This is a genomic window from Rhodothermus profundi, from assembly GCF_900142415.1.
Taxonomy (GTDB): Bacteria; Bacteroidota; Rhodothermia; order Rhodothermales; family Rhodothermaceae; genus Rhodothermus; species Rhodothermus profundi.
Window position 1 is genome coordinate 358002 of record NZ_FRAU01000002.1, and the last position, 14722, is coordinate 372723.

Annotated in this window: 10 protein-coding genes; 8 read left to right on the top strand and 2 right to left on the bottom strand. The window is 59.7% G+C overall.

Annotated elements, in window-relative coordinates; genetic code table 11:
- Window positions 1-292 precede the first annotated feature (292 nt).
- The 8 genes from ilvB to cimA all read left to right on the top strand — a co-directional run bounded on the left by ilvB (window position 293) and on the right by cimA (window position 10216).
- Window positions 293-2086: a biosynthetic-type acetolactate synthase large subunit gene (ilvB, locus tag BUA15_RS05035; protein ID WP_072714869.1), complete on the top strand. Its 1794-nt coding sequence runs from the start codon at window positions 293-295 to the stop codon at window positions 2084-2086.
- 7 nt (window positions 2087-2093) lie between these two features.
- Window positions 2094-2714, top strand: a complete 621-nt coding sequence (ilvN, locus tag BUA15_RS05040) for an acetolactate synthase small subunit (protein WP_218587566.1) — start codon at window positions 2094-2096, stop codon at window positions 2712-2714.
- A 15-nt stretch (window positions 2715-2729) separates the two neighbouring features.
- Window positions 2730-3743, top strand: a complete 1014-nt coding sequence (gene ilvC / locus BUA15_RS05045) for a ketol-acid reductoisomerase (protein WP_072714870.1) — start codon at window positions 2730-2732, stop codon at window positions 3741-3743.
- Between the two features lie 12 nt (window positions 3744-3755).
- Window positions 3756-4847 (top strand): 3-isopropylmalate dehydrogenase, encoded by a 1092-nt coding sequence (leuB, locus tag BUA15_RS05050; RefSeq protein WP_072714871.1) that lies wholly within the window; start codon window positions 3756-3758, stop codon window positions 4845-4847.
- Window positions 4848-5034: 187 nt separating this feature from the next.
- Window positions 5035-6648, top strand: a complete 1614-nt coding sequence (locus BUA15_RS05055) for a 2-isopropylmalate synthase (RefSeq protein ID WP_072714872.1) — start codon at window positions 5035-5037, stop codon at window positions 6646-6648.
- Window positions 6649-6670: 22 nt separating this feature from the next.
- Window positions 6671-7969 carry a 3-isopropylmalate dehydratase large subunit gene (locus tag BUA15_RS05060; RefSeq protein WP_072714873.1) on the top strand — a complete coding sequence of 433 codons (1299 nt, stop codon included), beginning with the start codon at window positions 6671-6673 and terminating at the stop codon, window positions 7967-7969.
- A 61-nt stretch (window positions 7970-8030) separates the two neighbouring features.
- On the top strand, window positions 8031-8612 hold the full coding sequence (locus BUA15_RS05065; protein WP_072714874.1) for a 3-isopropylmalate dehydratase: 582 nt from the start codon (window positions 8031-8033) through the stop codon (window positions 8610-8612).
- Window positions 8609-10216, top strand: coding sequence for a citramalate synthase (cimA, locus tag BUA15_RS05070; RefSeq protein WP_072714875.1), 1608 nt, complete (start codon window positions 8609-8611; stop codon window positions 10214-10216). Before BUA15_RS05065 ends, cimA begins: the two co-directional genes overlap by 4 nt.
- Here the strand turns inward: cimA and BUA15_RS05075 are convergent.
- Window positions 10204-13569 (bottom strand): S8 family serine peptidase, encoded by a 3366-nt coding sequence (locus BUA15_RS05075; RefSeq protein ID WP_072714876.1) that lies wholly within the window; start codon window positions 13567-13569, stop codon window positions 10204-10206. The two genes, cimA and BUA15_RS05075, sit on opposite strands and share 13 nt — an antisense overlap.
- 86 nt (window positions 13570-13655) lie before the next feature.
- Window positions 13656-14504 carry a nucleoside triphosphate pyrophosphohydrolase gene (gene mazG / locus BUA15_RS05080; RefSeq protein ID WP_072714877.1) on the bottom strand — a complete coding sequence of 283 codons (849 nt, stop codon included), beginning with the start codon at window positions 14502-14504 and terminating at the stop codon, window positions 13656-13658.
- Window positions 14505-14722 lie beyond the last annotated feature (218 nt).

Below are 14722 nucleotides of genomic sequence, written 5' to 3' on the forward strand. Positions count from 1 at the left end.
AGGCCGCCCTGGTGGCGTTGTGGACCCATCCCTTCTCGCAAGGGATGACCGCGCGTGTGCAGCAGACACTTGAAGGGAGCAGCCTTCGACTTCGGAGGCTACCGCTGCTCCTTCTTGGTCTGCTTGTACTCCTTATTAGCCTTATTGGCTAAAACGCACGGCGGTCAATCCCTTGGCATTTCACAGGCATGACGGTTCCAGAAGAGCTTGAGGCCGGGGGATTGACCCCGGAAGCCCGACCGTGATGAACACCAGAGATGCCGTATTTGACCGTCAAGCCTGTGAGGTAGCTATGCGTACCGACACGATCCCGTTGGTCCGTTCTGCCCGTCCTGCATTGAGCCTCGACGAGGCATCGGTGAACGCACCTGCTGAACCGATAACTGGTGCCGAAATCTTTGTGCGTGCTCTGGAAGCGGAGGGCGTCGAGGTGGTTTTTGGCCATCCAGGCGGTGCAGTCATTCACATTTACGATGAGATGGCCCGTTTGAAGCCCCGCTTTCAGCATGTGCTCGTGCGGCATGAGCAAGGGGGCACGCATATGGCCGAAGGCTATGCCAAGGCCACGGGGCGTGTAGGTACAGTGCTGGTCACCAGCGGGCCCGGTGCCACCAATACCGTCACCGGTATTGCCGATGCTTACATGGACTCGGTGCCTATCGTAGTCTTTACGGGCCAGGTACCGACCAAACTGATCGGCAACGACGCGTTTCAGGAAACCGACACAATCGGCATTACGCGCTCCATTACCAAGCACAGCTTCCTGGTGCGCGACGTGCGCGACCTGGCCTGGACGATTAAGGCAGCCTACCATATCGCGCGTACGGGACGTCCGGGACCCGTCGTCGTTGACCTGCCCAAGGATGTACTGCTGGCCCGGGCGCCGTTTGTCTATCCAGAAGAGGTGCACCTGCGAGGCTACCGGCTACCGGGTCCGCCTGATCCAGAACGCATTCGAACAGCAGCGGAAATGATCGCGGCGTCACGTCGCCCGCTGCTCTACGTGGGAGGCGGCACAATCAATGCCAACGCCGCTGAGTTGCTGACGCAGTTGGCCCGTAAAACGCGCATCCCGGTTACAACAACGCTGCACGGCCTGGGGGCTTTCCCTGAGGACGACCCGCTGTCGCTGGGCATGCTGGGCATGCACGGTACCTGGTATGCCAACCAGGCGGTGCAGCATGCCGACCTGATCATTGCTGTGGGGGCCCGGTTCGATGACCGCGTGACCGGACGCGTCGATTCCTGGGCCCCTTATGCCAAGGTGATTCACATCGACATTGATCCGTCGTGCATCTCGAAGAACGTCCCGGTTGACTGCGCCATTGTGGGAGATGTGCGCGAGGTGCTGGCGCAACTACTCCCGCTGGTAGAGCCCAAAGACACAAAGGAATGGCTGGCCAAGATTGAGTACTGGCGTGCCGAATGCCCCCTGACCTATGAGCAGGGAGACGGTAAGCTGCGGGCGCAGTACGTCATCGAGCGCATCCGAGCAAAAACTGGAGGCCACGCTGTTGTGGTCTCGGACGTAGGGCAACACCAGATGTGGACGGCCCAGTACTTCCGCTTTTTGCATCCCCGCACGCACATCACCTCAGGCGGACTGGGAACCATGGGCTTTGCGCTGCCAGCCGCCATCGGAGCAGCTATGGGACTGCGCGGGCGTTCCGACTGGCCGGTTGTCTGCATCAGTGGCGACGGAGGATTCGTGATGAACGCGCAGGAGCTGGGGGTGGCGGCTGCGCACCGCCTGCCCATTAAGGTGGCCGTCATCAACAACAACTTCCTGGGAATGGTCCGGCAGTGGCAGGAGCTGTTCCACGAAAACCGGTTCAGCCACACGGACCTGTCCGATACCAACCCGGACTTCGTAAAACTGGCCGAATCCTTCCACTGCGTGGGCCTGCGGGCCACTCGTCCCGAAGAAGTCGATGCCGTCCTGGAGGAAGCCTGGAAAGTGACCGACCGACCCGTGGTGATCGACTTCCAGGTGGTGAAGGAAGAACTGGTCTTTCCCATGGTACCGGCCGGGGCTTCCACCAGCGAGATGATTACCCAGCGTCTCACCCCCAACGCTTTCGTCTGAGCCTGCCATGCAAGCCGAAATGCCAATGCTGACGCCGCAGCAAATTCTGCGCAAGCGCAAAGCCGGGGAGCCGCTGCTGCCAGGCGAACCCGAACAGGTGCACCGCCACACCATTGCCGTCCTGCTTGAAAACACGATCGGAGCGCTCATTCGGGTCGTCAACCTGTTCTCTGCCCGCGGCTTTAACCTGGAGAGCGTAACCGTCGGCGAAACAGACGACCCGACGGTCTCGCGTATGACCATCGTTACAACGGGCAACGACCGGATTATTGGACAGGTCCTGCGTCAGCTCGATCGTCTGATTGACACGCTACATGTAGAAGACCTGAGCGGCAGTTCGTTTGTCGAGCGTGAGCTGTGCCTGCTCAAGGTGCGCTACACAAACGAAACCCGGGCGGCGATCATGGACACGGCCGAAATCTTCCGCGGCAAGGTCGTGGACATTACGCCCGACACGATGACCTTTGAACTGACCGGTCCCACGTCGAAAATCGAAGCCTTTATCAAGCTAATGCGGCCCCACGGTATCCTGGAGGTGGCCCGAAGTGGTCGCGTGGCCATGCGGCGCTCTTCTGGAAGCTGGCTCACGCATGAAGATCCTGCGCTGAATCTGTCTGCCGAACGCTAAAAAACCAGGAGGCTTATGAACGTCATCTACGAAGCTGACCTGTCGCTGATTCAGCAGAAGAAAGTCGCCATTATTGGCTTTGGCAGCCAGGGCCATGCCCATGCCCTCAACCTGCGCGACAGTGGGGTAGAAGTCGTGGTGGGATTGCGCCCGGGCTCTGCGTCGGCCGCCCATGCTTCATCGCAGGGACTGACGGTGCGCACGATGGCCGAAGCGGCCGCGTGGGCCGACGTGATCATGATCCTCATTCCGGATCAACATCAAAAACAGGTTTACGAGGCTGACATTGCTCCCCACTTGAAGGCAGGAAAAGCGCTGGCGTTTGCGCACGGTTTCAATATCCATTATGGCCAGATTAAGCCACCGGCCGATGTTGATGTGTTCATGGTGGCTCCCAAGTCGCCTGGTCATCTGGTGCGTCGTACCTACCAGGAAGGCAATGGCGTGCCCTGTCTGGTCGCTGTTGCGCAGAATGCAACAGGCCAGGCGCGTGAGCTGGCGCTAAGCTATGCAGCCGCCATCGGGGGGACCCGGGCCGGTGTAATTGAAACGACCTTCAAGGATGAAACAGAAACCGATCTGTTTGGGGAGCAAGCCGTGCTCTGCGGAGGCTCGGCCGAGTTGATTAAAGCGGGGTTCGAGACGCTGGTTGAGGCAGGCTATCCCCCTGAACTGGCCTACTTTGAATGCCTGCATGAACTGAAGCTTATTGTTGATCTCTACTACGAAGGCGGCATCTCCTACATGTACCATTCGGTCAGCGATACGGCTGAGTACGGTGGCCACACGCGCGGTCCCCGTGTGATTGGGCCGCACGTAAAGGAAGAAATGAAGAAGATCCTGCAGGAGATTCAATCGGGCCAGTTCGCACGGGAGTGGATTGCCGAGTACGCCTCGGGCGAAAAGAAGCTGCGGGCTGAGCGTGCGCGGACGCGCCAGCATCCCATCGAACAGATTGGCCGCAAGCTGCGCCGGATGATGCGCTGGCTCCAGGCTAAAGAAGTTCCTGAGGAGACCACGGCTGCCTGATGGGAGACAACGATGACAGCCCTACCATCTTACCATATCGTTGTGCTGCCCGGCGACGGCATCGGACCCGAGGTAACGCGCGAAGCGGTGCGCGTGCTGGAAGCTGCTGCTGAGTCTTTTGGTTTTCGGCTGACCACCGCATCGTATCCGGTAGGGGGAGCAGCGCTGGAAGCGGAGGATGACCCACTGCCCGAACCGACGCTGCGTGCCTGTCTTCAGGCTGACGCTGTGCTGCTAGGAGCTGTTGGGGGGCCTCGGTGGGATCATCTGGAGCGTTCGCAGCGGCCTGAAGCTGGATTGCTGCGGCTGCGCAAGGCGCTTGAGGCCTACGCCAATCTGCGCCCCGTGCAGGTGCCTGAAGCGCTGGCGGATGCTTCGCCCCTGAAGCGAGAGGTGGTGGCTGGGACCGATCTGCTCATCGTGCGAGAATTGACCGGCGGCATCTACTTCGGCGAGCCGCGCGGGCGAGACCAACAACGCGCCTGGAATACAATGCACTACGCGCGCGACGAGATCGCGCGCATCGCCCGCGTCGCCTTTACATGGGCAAAGCGTCGGAAGGGCCGCGTGGCTTCCGTGGATAAGGCCAACGTGCTCGAAGTGTCCCAGCTCTGGCGCGAGGTGGTCACGCAGGTGCATCGAGAGGAATTCCCAGAGGTGGAACTGGAGCATTTCTATGTGGACAACGCTGCCATGCAGCTTGTGCGCGATCCGCGCCGGTTCGACGTGGTGGTCACCGGCAATCTGTTTGGAGACATTCTCTCAGACCTGGCGGCTACCTTGCCCGGCTCGCTGGGCATGTTGCCGTCGGCCAGTATCGGGGGACGGGTCGGCCTGTTTGAGCCGGTGCATGGGAGCGCACCGGACATAGCCGGTCAGGGAAAAGCAAACCCGCTGGCAGCGATCCTGTCGGCTGCTATGTTGCTGGAAACGCTGGGGCAAGAAGCAGCAGCACAGGCGGTTCGCCAGGGAGTGCGTGCTGCCCTGGCCGAAGGCGTCAAGACAGCCGACCTGTGCCGGGCAGGCGAAACGCCTGCTCCAACAGAAGTCGTTGGGCAGTTCATTGCAAACTACGTGCGACAGCAAACGCCGGTAACGCCATAAACCGTAAAGGACGTATGGACGAGGCGGTTGTAGCCGTACCAGATGGCAGGCAGGGACAACGACTTAGCAGGCGCCCGGCCTCGGAAAAAAGCCGGTAGCTGGTCGCCGCAGGTTACCGGCCGGCCGGGCGCGCTACACAACAAAGCGGCCTTACCAGAACCCTCTGTCCCTAACCCTGCCAGTAGCCATGAACGACCGCGTCATTATCTTCGATACCACGCTGCGTGATGGAGAGCAAGCGCCGGGCGCTTCCATGTCGCTGGATGAAAAGCTGCGCATCGCACGCCAACTGGCCCGGCTGAATGTTGACGTCATTGAGGCAGGCTTTCCGATCTCCTCGCCTGCTCAGTTTGAGGCAGTTCAGCGCATTGCCGCCGAGGTAGAAGGACCGATCATCTGTGCGCTAGCACGAGCGCGCGAAGAGGACATCCGCACAGCAGCCGAAGCGCTCAAGCCCGGCAAGCGCACGCGCATTCATACGTTTATCGCGACCAGCGACATTCACATCGATGCCAAGTTTGGCGATGTTCGTTACGGACGCACGCTGGCCGAAAAGCGCCAGACCATTCTGCGCCTGACCGACGAGGCGGTGCGTCTGGCGCGCACCTTCACCGACGACGTGGAGTTCAGTGCGGAAGATGCCGGGCGCACCGATATAGGCTACCTGGCCGAGGTCGTACAGGTAGCTATTGAAGCCGGGGCTACGACCATTAACCTCCCGGACACCACGGGCTATTGCGTGCCCGATGAATACGCCGCCATGTTCCGGGCCGTTATTGAACGGGTGCAGCCTCCCCCCTACGTTGTCTTCTCGGCTCATTGCCATGATGACCTCGGGCTGGCGGTGGCCAATTCGCTGGCGGCTGTGCAGGCCGGTGTGCGGCAGATTGAATGCACCATCAATGGCATTGGGGAGCGCGCTGGCAACGCTGCGCTTGAGGAGGTGGTTATGGCGCTCAAGGTCCGTGGCCAGCGGTTCGGGCATCTGGCGGTTCATATAGTGACGCCCTACCTGATGGAAACCAGTCGCATGGTGGCCCTGGCCACCGGATTCCCTGTACCTCCAAACAAGGCTATCGTGGGACGCAATGCATTCAGCCACGAAGCTGGCATTCACCAGCACGGCGTCCTGCGGCGGCGCGACACCTACGAAATCATGCGGGCCGAAGAGGTCGGGCAGCAGCCTGAGCAGATCCGACTGGGACGCCACTCGGGACGACATGGACTCTTCAGTCGGCTGGCCCGGTTGGGCATTGAAGTGCCTGAAGAACGCAAAGAAGAAATCTATCAACGCTTCCTGGCACTGGCCGACCTGAAAAAGGAAGTCTATGACGAGGACCTGCGCCGGCTGGTTGAAGCAAAACCAACCGCTGATCCCGAAAACCCCTACCAGCTTATGGAAATGCATGTGGCTACCGGTACGCACCGGGCACCGGAAGCCGAAGTGCAGATTTTCAACCGAACAACCAATACGCTTCGCATTGAGCGGGCAACCGGCGATGGGCCTGTCAACGCAATCTATAAGGCCATTGACCGGGCAGTAGGGGCTGCTCATGAACTGGTCAGCTATGAACTGCGCTCTGTTACCGAAGGAGCCGATGCGGTGGGCGAAGTGTCGGTGGTGATTGATTACAACGGTTCCCGCTTCAAAGGAACGGCGCGCCACACCGATGTGCTGCGCGCTTCGGCCGATGCCTACCTGGAAGCTATCAACCAACTGGAGCAGTTTCGCGCTGATCGAGAAAGTGTTTCGTTCGTACGGGCAGGCATTATGCAATCCTTTGGCGGAGCAGCCGCCTGAACCATAATCCGCAGGAACGGCTATGGGCATGACCATCACCGAGAAAATCCTGGCGCGTCATGCCGGGCGCGACCGCGTAACGCCTGGTGAAAACATCTGGATTGATGTTGACATCCTGATGACGCACGACGTGTGCGGGCCGCCAACTATCGAGATTTTCAAACGAGAGTTTGGACCGGACGCGCGCGTGTGGGACCGGGAGAAAGTGGTCATTCTGCCCGACCACTACATTTTTACGGCCGATCCGCACGCGCGGCGCAATATTGAAATCCTGCGCGCCTTCGCACAGGAACAGGACTTGCCGTACTACTATGACGTGGGCACCGCCCGCTACAAAGGTGTCTGTCACGTAGCCCTGGCTGAGGAAGGGTTCAATCGGCCAGGCATTGTGCTTATTGGAACAGACAGCCACACCTGCACGTCGGGCGCTTTTGGACTCTTCTCGACGGGGGTGGGCAATACAGACGCCGCCTTCATTATGGGCACCGGCAAGATCTGGGTCAAGGTGCCTGAAACCATGCGCTTCATTTTCGAGGGGAGTCTGCCGCCCTACCTGATGGCCAAGGATCTCATTCTGACGATCATTGGAGACATCGGAATTGATGGGGCAACCTATCGCGCGATGGAATTCGACGGGGAGGCCGTCTATGACCTGTCCATTGAGGAGCGCATGACGCTCACTAACATGGCTATTGAGGCCGGCGGCAAAAGCGGCATCATCGCACCCGACGAGAAAACTATCGCGTACGTGCGCGCGCGAACCGACGCGCCCTTTGAGGTATACCACAGCGATCCCGATGCCCGCTACCACTCTGAGTATGTCTATGATGTCTCTCGGCTGGAGCCTGTGGTAGCCAAGCCGCATCGGCCCGACAATCGAGCGACCGTCACCGAAGTCGCAGGTACTAGACTCGACCGCGCCTACATTGGAAGCTGCACCGGCGGTAAGCTGGAAGACTTTATTGCCGCCGCCCGTATTCTGAAAGGACAGGAGGTGCAGATCGATACCTACGTCGTGCCTGCCTCCACCTACGTTGCCCACCAGTTGCATCATTACAAGATTGATGGCGTCTCGCTCTACGACATCTTTGTCAATGCGGGGTGCAAAATCGGCCACGCGAGCTGCGGCGCCTGCCTGGGAGGACCGCCCGATACGTTCGGACGCACGCATGGCACTGAGGTGGTCATCTCGACGACTAACCGCAACTTCCCGGGACGCATGGGCTCCAAGCAGGCGGCGATCTACCTGGCTTCACCGCTAACGGTGGCTGCTTCGGCCCTGACCGGCGTCATCACCGACCCGCGCGAGGTGCTGGTGTAGGACAACAGGGCAAGGATGATTTCAAGCTGCTGCTATCCCCGATTCCCAACCGACTAAGGCAATGAAAGATGTGATCCGTGGGCTGGCCTACGTGGTCGGCGATTCGATTGATACGGACCAGATCATCCCGGCCCAGCATCTGGTCTATAGCCTCACGCGTCCGGAAGAACGTCGGCTCTACGGCCGCTATGCACTCAGTGGCGTGCCGGCCGAAGGCCAGGGGCTGCCCTATGGTGGCATTCCCTTTACCGAGCCGGACGCCTACAGAAGTCGCTTTAAGATAGTTGTAGCGGGTAAAAACTTTGGCTGCGGCTCTTCGCGCGAACATGCTCCGTTTGCGCTGCGCGAGGCGGGTTGTGAAGCGGTGATTGCCGAAAGCTATGCCCGCATTTTCTACCGGAATGCTATCGACGGAGGCTTTCTGGTGCCGTTTGAAACGCCCGTGCGTCTGATTGACAAAATCCGAACGGGCGACGAGCTGGAGATCGACACGCGCCTGGCTCGTCTGCTCAATCGAACAACGGGCGAAGAATTCCTGCTGCATCCACTGGGCGAAGTAGCCGAAATTCTGCGTGCTGGCAACCTGTTCGAATATGCCCGTAAGGCCGGTCTAATCCCCACAACCCCTTCAGAATCGCCATGAAGATTGAACTTTTTGACACGACGCTGCGCGATGGTACCCAGGGGGAGCACGTTACGCTGACCGCTGATGACAAAATTCGCATCGCCCGCCAACTGGACGACTTTGGCATTGATGTGATTGAAGGGGGATGGCCGGGGTCGAATCCCAAAGACCGGGCATTTTTTGAGCGTGCCCGGGACATTGAGTGGAAGCATGCCCAGATCTGCGCGTTCGGGTCCACGCGCCGAGCCGGCCTGGCACCGGAAGACGATCCGAACCTGCAGGCGCTGCTGGAGGCGCAGACGCCGGTGGTGGCCATTTTTGGAAAAAGCTGGACGCTGCATGCCCGCGTTGCCCTGGGCGTCTCGCTGGAAGAGAATCTGGAATTAATTGCCTCCTCGGTAGCTTTTCTGAAAGCCCACGGTCGTCGCGTTATCTACGACGCCGAGCATTTCTTTGACGGCTATCAGGACGATCCTGCCTATGCGCTGGAGACGCTTCGGGCGGCTGCTGAGGCAGGGGCCGATGTACTGGTGCTCTGCGACACGAACGGCGGCACGCTGCCCAGTGATATTTACCGGATCGTAGGAGAGGTGCGGCGGCAGTTTAACGTGCCGCTGGGGATTCATACGCACAACGATACCGGTTGTGCGGTTGCTAACACAATCATGGCCGTAGCGGCGGGTGCTCAGCACGTGCAGGGGACCATCAACGGGATCGGTGAGCGCTGCGGCAATGCCGATCTGTGTGCCATCATCCCAAACCTGCAGCTCAAGATGGGCTTTACGTGCGTGCCCGAAGAAAAACTGGCTCGGCTGACCGATCTGTCGCGCTTTGTCAACGAAGTGGCCAATCTGGCACCCATCGACCGGGCCCCGTACGTAGGCCGCAGTGCTTTTGCGCACAAAGGAGGGGTGCATGTCTCGGCCGTTATGAAGGATCCCCGCGCCTACGAACATATCCCTCCCGAGAAGGTGGGCAACCGCCGACGGGTGCTGGTCTCAGACCTTTCCGGCAAAAGCAACATCCAGTACAAAGCCGCCGAGCTGGGCATTGAGCTGAAGGAGAGCGAGCAGGCCCGGCAGGCCGTGCAGCGCATCAAGGAGCTGGAGCATCTGGGCTACGAATTCCAGGGAGCAGAAGCCTCCTTTGAGCTCTTGTTGCGCACGATCCAGGGGGAAGACACGCGCTTTTTCTCGCTGGAACGACTGCGCGTGCGCACCGAAATCGACGAAGAGGGCGGCGTGTGCACCTCAGAAGCGACATTGGTCCTGCGCGTGCAGCATGAACGCGAGCTGGTCGTAGCCGAGGGCAATGGACCGGTCGATGCGCTCTCAAATGCGCTGCGTAAGGCGCTGCGCCGCTTCTACCCCGACCTGGATCAGGTGCATCTGAGCGACTACAAAGTGCGCGTGCTGAACTCCGAAGGAGGGACCGCTGCGGCCGTCCGGGTACTGGTGGAGCACCGAGACAGCGAGCGCCGCTGGCACACCGTAGGGGTATCGACGAACATTCTGGAAGCTAGCTGGCAGGCTCTGGCCGATGGGATTCGGTATTACCTGTTGAAAAGGCGGTCGCAGGCAGCTACCAGCGCAACGCTTGCATCGCTGCCTCAGCGCATGTAGACCAGCGGACGGATTTTCACCGTTTTACCCACTTCCAGGCGAACAAAATACAGGCCCGGCGCCACCTCAACGCCTGCCTCGCTGCGGCCGTCCCATGTAACGGTATGACGGCCAATGCCGGGTCTGCCGTCCACAAGCCGTTGTACCCGCCGCCCCAGCAGATCGTAGATCGTCAGGCGCACCGCCTCAGGATCAGGCACGTCATACACGATATAAATAGGAGAACGACCAGGTGATGGATAGATCTGGATGCTGACGCTGGCCGGAATCACCTGCAGACGAATGCGCGGAGTAGCCACAGTGAACCTGCCGTCGCTGACGGCTACGACCACCGTGTAGGTGGCTACTTCCTGGGGGGTGAAAACAAACTGACCACTCTGGGCATCAATGGAGGCGCCGGGTGGCGCTTCGAGCAGGGTGTAGGTGAGCGGATCGCCTTCTGGATCCTCGGCCTGAAACTGATAGCGGAACGTCCGGCCCAGCACAAGCACGGTGTCGGTCAGGACTGCCGTGAATGCAGGCGGACTGTTGACGTCCTGAACAACCAGCGTAGTCTGCATGGTGTCGGTGGCCAGACCGTCCGTTACCAGCAGGCGCAGCGTATAGATTCCTGCCTGGTCAAAAGCCGGTGTAAAGGTCACCTCTCCTGTGAGGGGATCGACCGCAAAGCCCTCGGGGCCTTCCAGCACCTGGAAAATTAAAGAGGGACAGGCATCTGGATCGGTTGCGGTAAACTGCCAGTTGAGCGCCTCGCCTTCCTGAACCCAGAGGGTATCGGGCGTGGCGGCGAAAGCCGGTGGTTCGTTGGGAATAGAGGGTTGAATGACCTCGTTCCAGAACCGCTGGGCCTCGTCGGCGGCCTGCGCGAGCACGTTTGCATTGTCGGCTGCTAACACGGCAAAGGCAATAGGAATGCGGCATCCGGGATCGAGGCGAAACGGCCCGGCTGCCATGAGCTGGGATACATCCGTATTGTTGAGCTGCGTCTGTTGCAGGCCTCCTGAAAGCGCATTCCACTTTTCGGTCTGGGTAAAACCGTTGTAGAGTTCCGACGGGTTATCAATCGCTCGGTAAGAGAAGGGGGTAGGCGTCAGGAGGCGGATAGCAGCCAGCGTATCAGGATTGATGTTTTTATCCTGCACAATGCCCAGGCGCCGCGCTGCGTCAAAGCGCGCGAAGTCTCGGGCGTCTGGGTTCAGGTCCCAGTCCAGAAAAAGTCCGGCGTACAGAGGAGCGAGGGGCGTCGGACGCAAATTTTCGATGGTGTAGTGGATAATCACAAAAAGCTGCCGTTCTGAGGCGGTGTCGGCATAGGTTTCCTGCAATACGTTAATGCGCAGCGGAAACGGGGCGCCCTGGTCGGTGAGTTCAACCGTTCCCTGCTGGGCTGTAAAGCGTCCGGGCGCAATGATTTCCAGGCTACCTCCTTCGGTAGGCTGAAAGTCGCGGTGTTGCGTGACGCCATCTTCGCCACGGACGGCGTCCGAGACAAACCGTTCCGAGATGCCCACCAGGAGGCCGCCTTCAAAGAGCAGGTTGCGCCCGTCCAGCGTAAAGCCTACGCCGCCTGCCTCTCCGGCAAAGCCGGTCCATCCCAGATTTCCGGTGGTAGTGATAGAGGTCTGAATGCGGCCAGTGGCCAGAGTGGCCGTTTGCTCGGGATTGATGATCAGGCGAAACAGGTCGCGATCGGTATAACCTGCGTCGGCCTGGATGGTTGTTTCAAAGATAACCTGTCGGTTCTGGGGGGCGTTGCTTGCGATTTCAAACGAGAACGTTGCCGCAACCGTATCGCCGGTGCCAAGCTGCGCGAAGAAGGCATTATCCTGCGTCAGGGTAACGTACGGCACTTCTTCCAGAAGCTGGATCTGAACGTTGCGGGTAGGGGCCAGATGATTGGTGAAGCGCAGGGTAAGCTGAACCGTTTCGCCGCTTTCCAGGTAGCCATCGGCATCACTATCGGCTACTTCGACGTCCACCAGGCGAATGGCGGGAAAACCGGTTTCCGTGACGGCCCGAAAGGCATTGATGCGGCCGCGGCCCAGGAGGCCGGCAAATCCCAGATTCAGCGCGTCGATGGGGTCGGCCGTCAGACGAATCTGCTCGCGCGCCTGATCGGGCGAGTATTCCGGGAAGCGCGTGCGCACCAGGGCCGCAATGCCGGCTGCCAACGGACTGGCGAACGAAGTGCCGTTGGCGGAGCCGGTATAGCGTCCTCGGGGCAGCGTTGTGTTCAGGTTGACGCCGGGGGCAAACACGTTCACGCTGCGCCCATAGTTGGAAAAGCTTGCTTTGCCATCGTTGTCTTTATTGGTGGCTCCTACCGAGAGCACCCGGGGATGACTGGCCGGGCTGAATGGAACGCGGTCGTTGTCACTGCTGTCATTTCCGGCTGCTGCCACAATGAGACTGCCCAGATCTGTTACAGCTTCAATAACTTCCGCCTCGAAGCGCGAGAGTCCCGGGCCTCCCCAGCTTGCGTTGATTACCTGCGCGCCGTTCAGCGCCGCATAGACAATGCCCTGGTAGCCAAAGCAGATGCTGCGGTCCTGATTCGGGCAGCTTGCGTTGATGGGCATAAAGCGGGCATTCCAACTGCTGCCTGCCACTCCCCGGTTGTTGTTGGTCACAGCAGCGGCTACGCCGGCTACCTGTGTGCCGTGCGCTGCATTGTTGGGCGTGGCGGGTAGTCCGGTGGGGTCGGGCGTATTATTGGCAAAATTCCAGCCATGCACATCATCTACAAAACCATTGCCGTCATCGTCCACCCCGTTGTCGGGAATCTCGCCGGGATTGGTCCAGACGTTATCGATCAGATCAGGATGGCGCCAGTCGGTGCCCCCATCGACGATGGCAATGACGACATCGCCCTGCTCGCCTTTGACCACATCCCAGGCGTCCGGTGCATGGATCTGAGGCAGATGGGTCATTAAGGGATAGAGCGAGTCGTTCGGGACCGCTACGATCTGCCGGATCAGCAGCGGTTCAGCATAGACGACACCGGGTGTGCGGCTCAGCTCAGCAGCTACGCGCCAGGGAGAGATAGCCCGAGCATAGCGCAGCAGATAAATTGTGCGGAGGCGTTCCAGCGCAGGAGGCAGACGTTTGCCGGCTGTTTGCTCTAGAAAAGGAAAGGCCGGTTCCAGGGCGAGCGGAGCAAAGCGTGCCAGCGTGCGATCCAGATAAGGCCAGCCGGTTTTGCCAGCCTGTAGCGTAGCAGGCCGTTCCAGCTTGACAACTACAACACCGGGCTGAACGCGAACGCGTGGGTTGCGATCTGCCTGTGCCGACAGGACGAACATAAAGGGGAATAGCAATCCGACAAAAATGGCGTGTCGAAGCACAGGACGCATGGCTATTCACCGTTAGAGAACCGTTCAAGAAACGCTGACTGGTTTGGGAATAATAAGAATCTCGCCACTGAAAAGCAGCAGCGCGATCAGGAATGAGAATCGCGCTGGTCCAGCGCCTTGGCTTCTTCCCAGTAACGGTCCATTTCTTCGAGATCAGCTTCGGCCGGGGTACGGCCCTGCTCCGCCAGACGCACCTCAATATGTCGGAAGCGGCGAATGAACTTATTGTTGGTCTGTTGCAGGGCATTTTCGGGGTTGAGGCCCAGCAGGCGGGCATAGTTTACCAGGGCAAAAAGCACGTCCCCCAGCTCCTCTTCCAGCGCTTCTGGCGCTGCTCCCGCAGCTACCAGGTGACGAAACTCCTCCAGCTCTTCCGCTACTTTTTGCCAGGCCTGCTCCCGCTCTGGAAAGTCGAAGCCGACGCCAGCAGCCTTTTCCTGAATGCGATAAGCGCGCAGTAGGGCGGGCAGGTGACGCGGCACGCCCTCCAACGCCAAAACCTGCTGCTTGCGGGAAGCCGCTTTTTCTTTAAGCTTGATCTGTTCCCAGTTGCTCAGCACTTCCTGCACGCTCCCTACCTCCACCTCGCCAAAAACATGGGGATGGCGCCGGATCAGCTTCTCGGTTTCGGTTTCGATAACGTCTTTCAGCGTGAACCGCCCGGCCTGCTCTGCCATGATGCTGTGGAAGACCACGTGCAGCAGCAAGTCGCCCAGCTCCCGCTTGAGCTCTTCCCAGTCTTTCTCTTCAATGGCGGAGACCACCTCATAGGCTTCTTCGATAAGCAGGTGCTTAACCGAGTCATGCGTCTGCTCTCGGTCCCAGGGGCAATCGCGACGGAGCTGACGCACAATGGCTACAAAGTCGGCGTAGGCTTCCAGGCGATCTTCCGGTTCGCGAAACGCTGGATCGTATGGTTTTTTTGCGTCCGCCATTGTTTGCTGTCGGAATAACCCCACGTTCAACCGATGGCTCCATAACCCCGCGGGTCTGGATTTGTTTTGAAGGGAAAGAACAAAAATCTGAAGGGTGGATCAAAGGGAGTGACATACTGTTGACACTCCCGAGCCGTAACATACCTGCGCATCTCCTGGCGGGCTCGTGTGCGCACCGCAGGGAGGGCCGGCTTCGACCGGTGGACTCGTGTGCCATC

What these genes read in the sequence shown, in the direction of transcription:
- BUA15_RS05065 (WP_072714874.1), top strand. Translation starts at nt 8,031, where the DNA reads ATGAAAGATGTGATCCGTGGGCTGGCCTACGTGGTCGGCGATTCGATT.
- leuB (WP_072714871.1), top strand. Translation starts at nt 3,756, where the DNA reads ATGACAGCCCTACCATCTTACCATATCGTTGTGCTGCCCGGCGACGGC.
- ilvB (WP_072714869.1), top strand. Translation starts at nt 293, where the DNA reads ATGCGTACCGACACGATCCCGTTGGTCCGTTCTGCCCGTCCTGCATTG.
- ilvN (WP_218587566.1), top strand. Translation starts at nt 2,094, where the DNA reads ATGCAAGCCGAAATGCCAATGCTGACGCCGCAGCAAATTCTGCGCAAG.
- BUA15_RS05060 (WP_072714873.1), top strand. Translation starts at nt 6,671, where the DNA reads ATGGGCATGACCATCACCGAGAAAATCCTGGCGCGTCATGCCGGGCGC.
- cimA (WP_072714875.1), top strand. Translation starts at nt 8,609, where the DNA reads ATGAAGATTGAACTTTTTGACACGACGCTGCGCGATGGTACCCAGGGG.
- BUA15_RS05075 (WP_072714876.1), bottom strand. Translation starts at nt 13,569, where the DNA reads ATGCGTCCTGTGCTTCGACACGCCATTTTTGTCGGATTGCTATTCCCC.
- mazG (WP_072714877.1), bottom strand. Translation starts at nt 14,504, where the DNA reads ATGGCGGACGCAAAAAAACCATACGATCCAGCGTTTCGCGAACCGGAA.
- BUA15_RS05055 (WP_072714872.1), top strand. Translation starts at nt 5,035, where the DNA reads ATGAACGACCGCGTCATTATCTTCGATACCACGCTGCGTGATGGAGAG.
- ilvC (WP_072714870.1), top strand. Translation starts at nt 2,730, where the DNA reads ATGAACGTCATCTACGAAGCTGACCTGTCGCTGATTCAGCAGAAGAAA.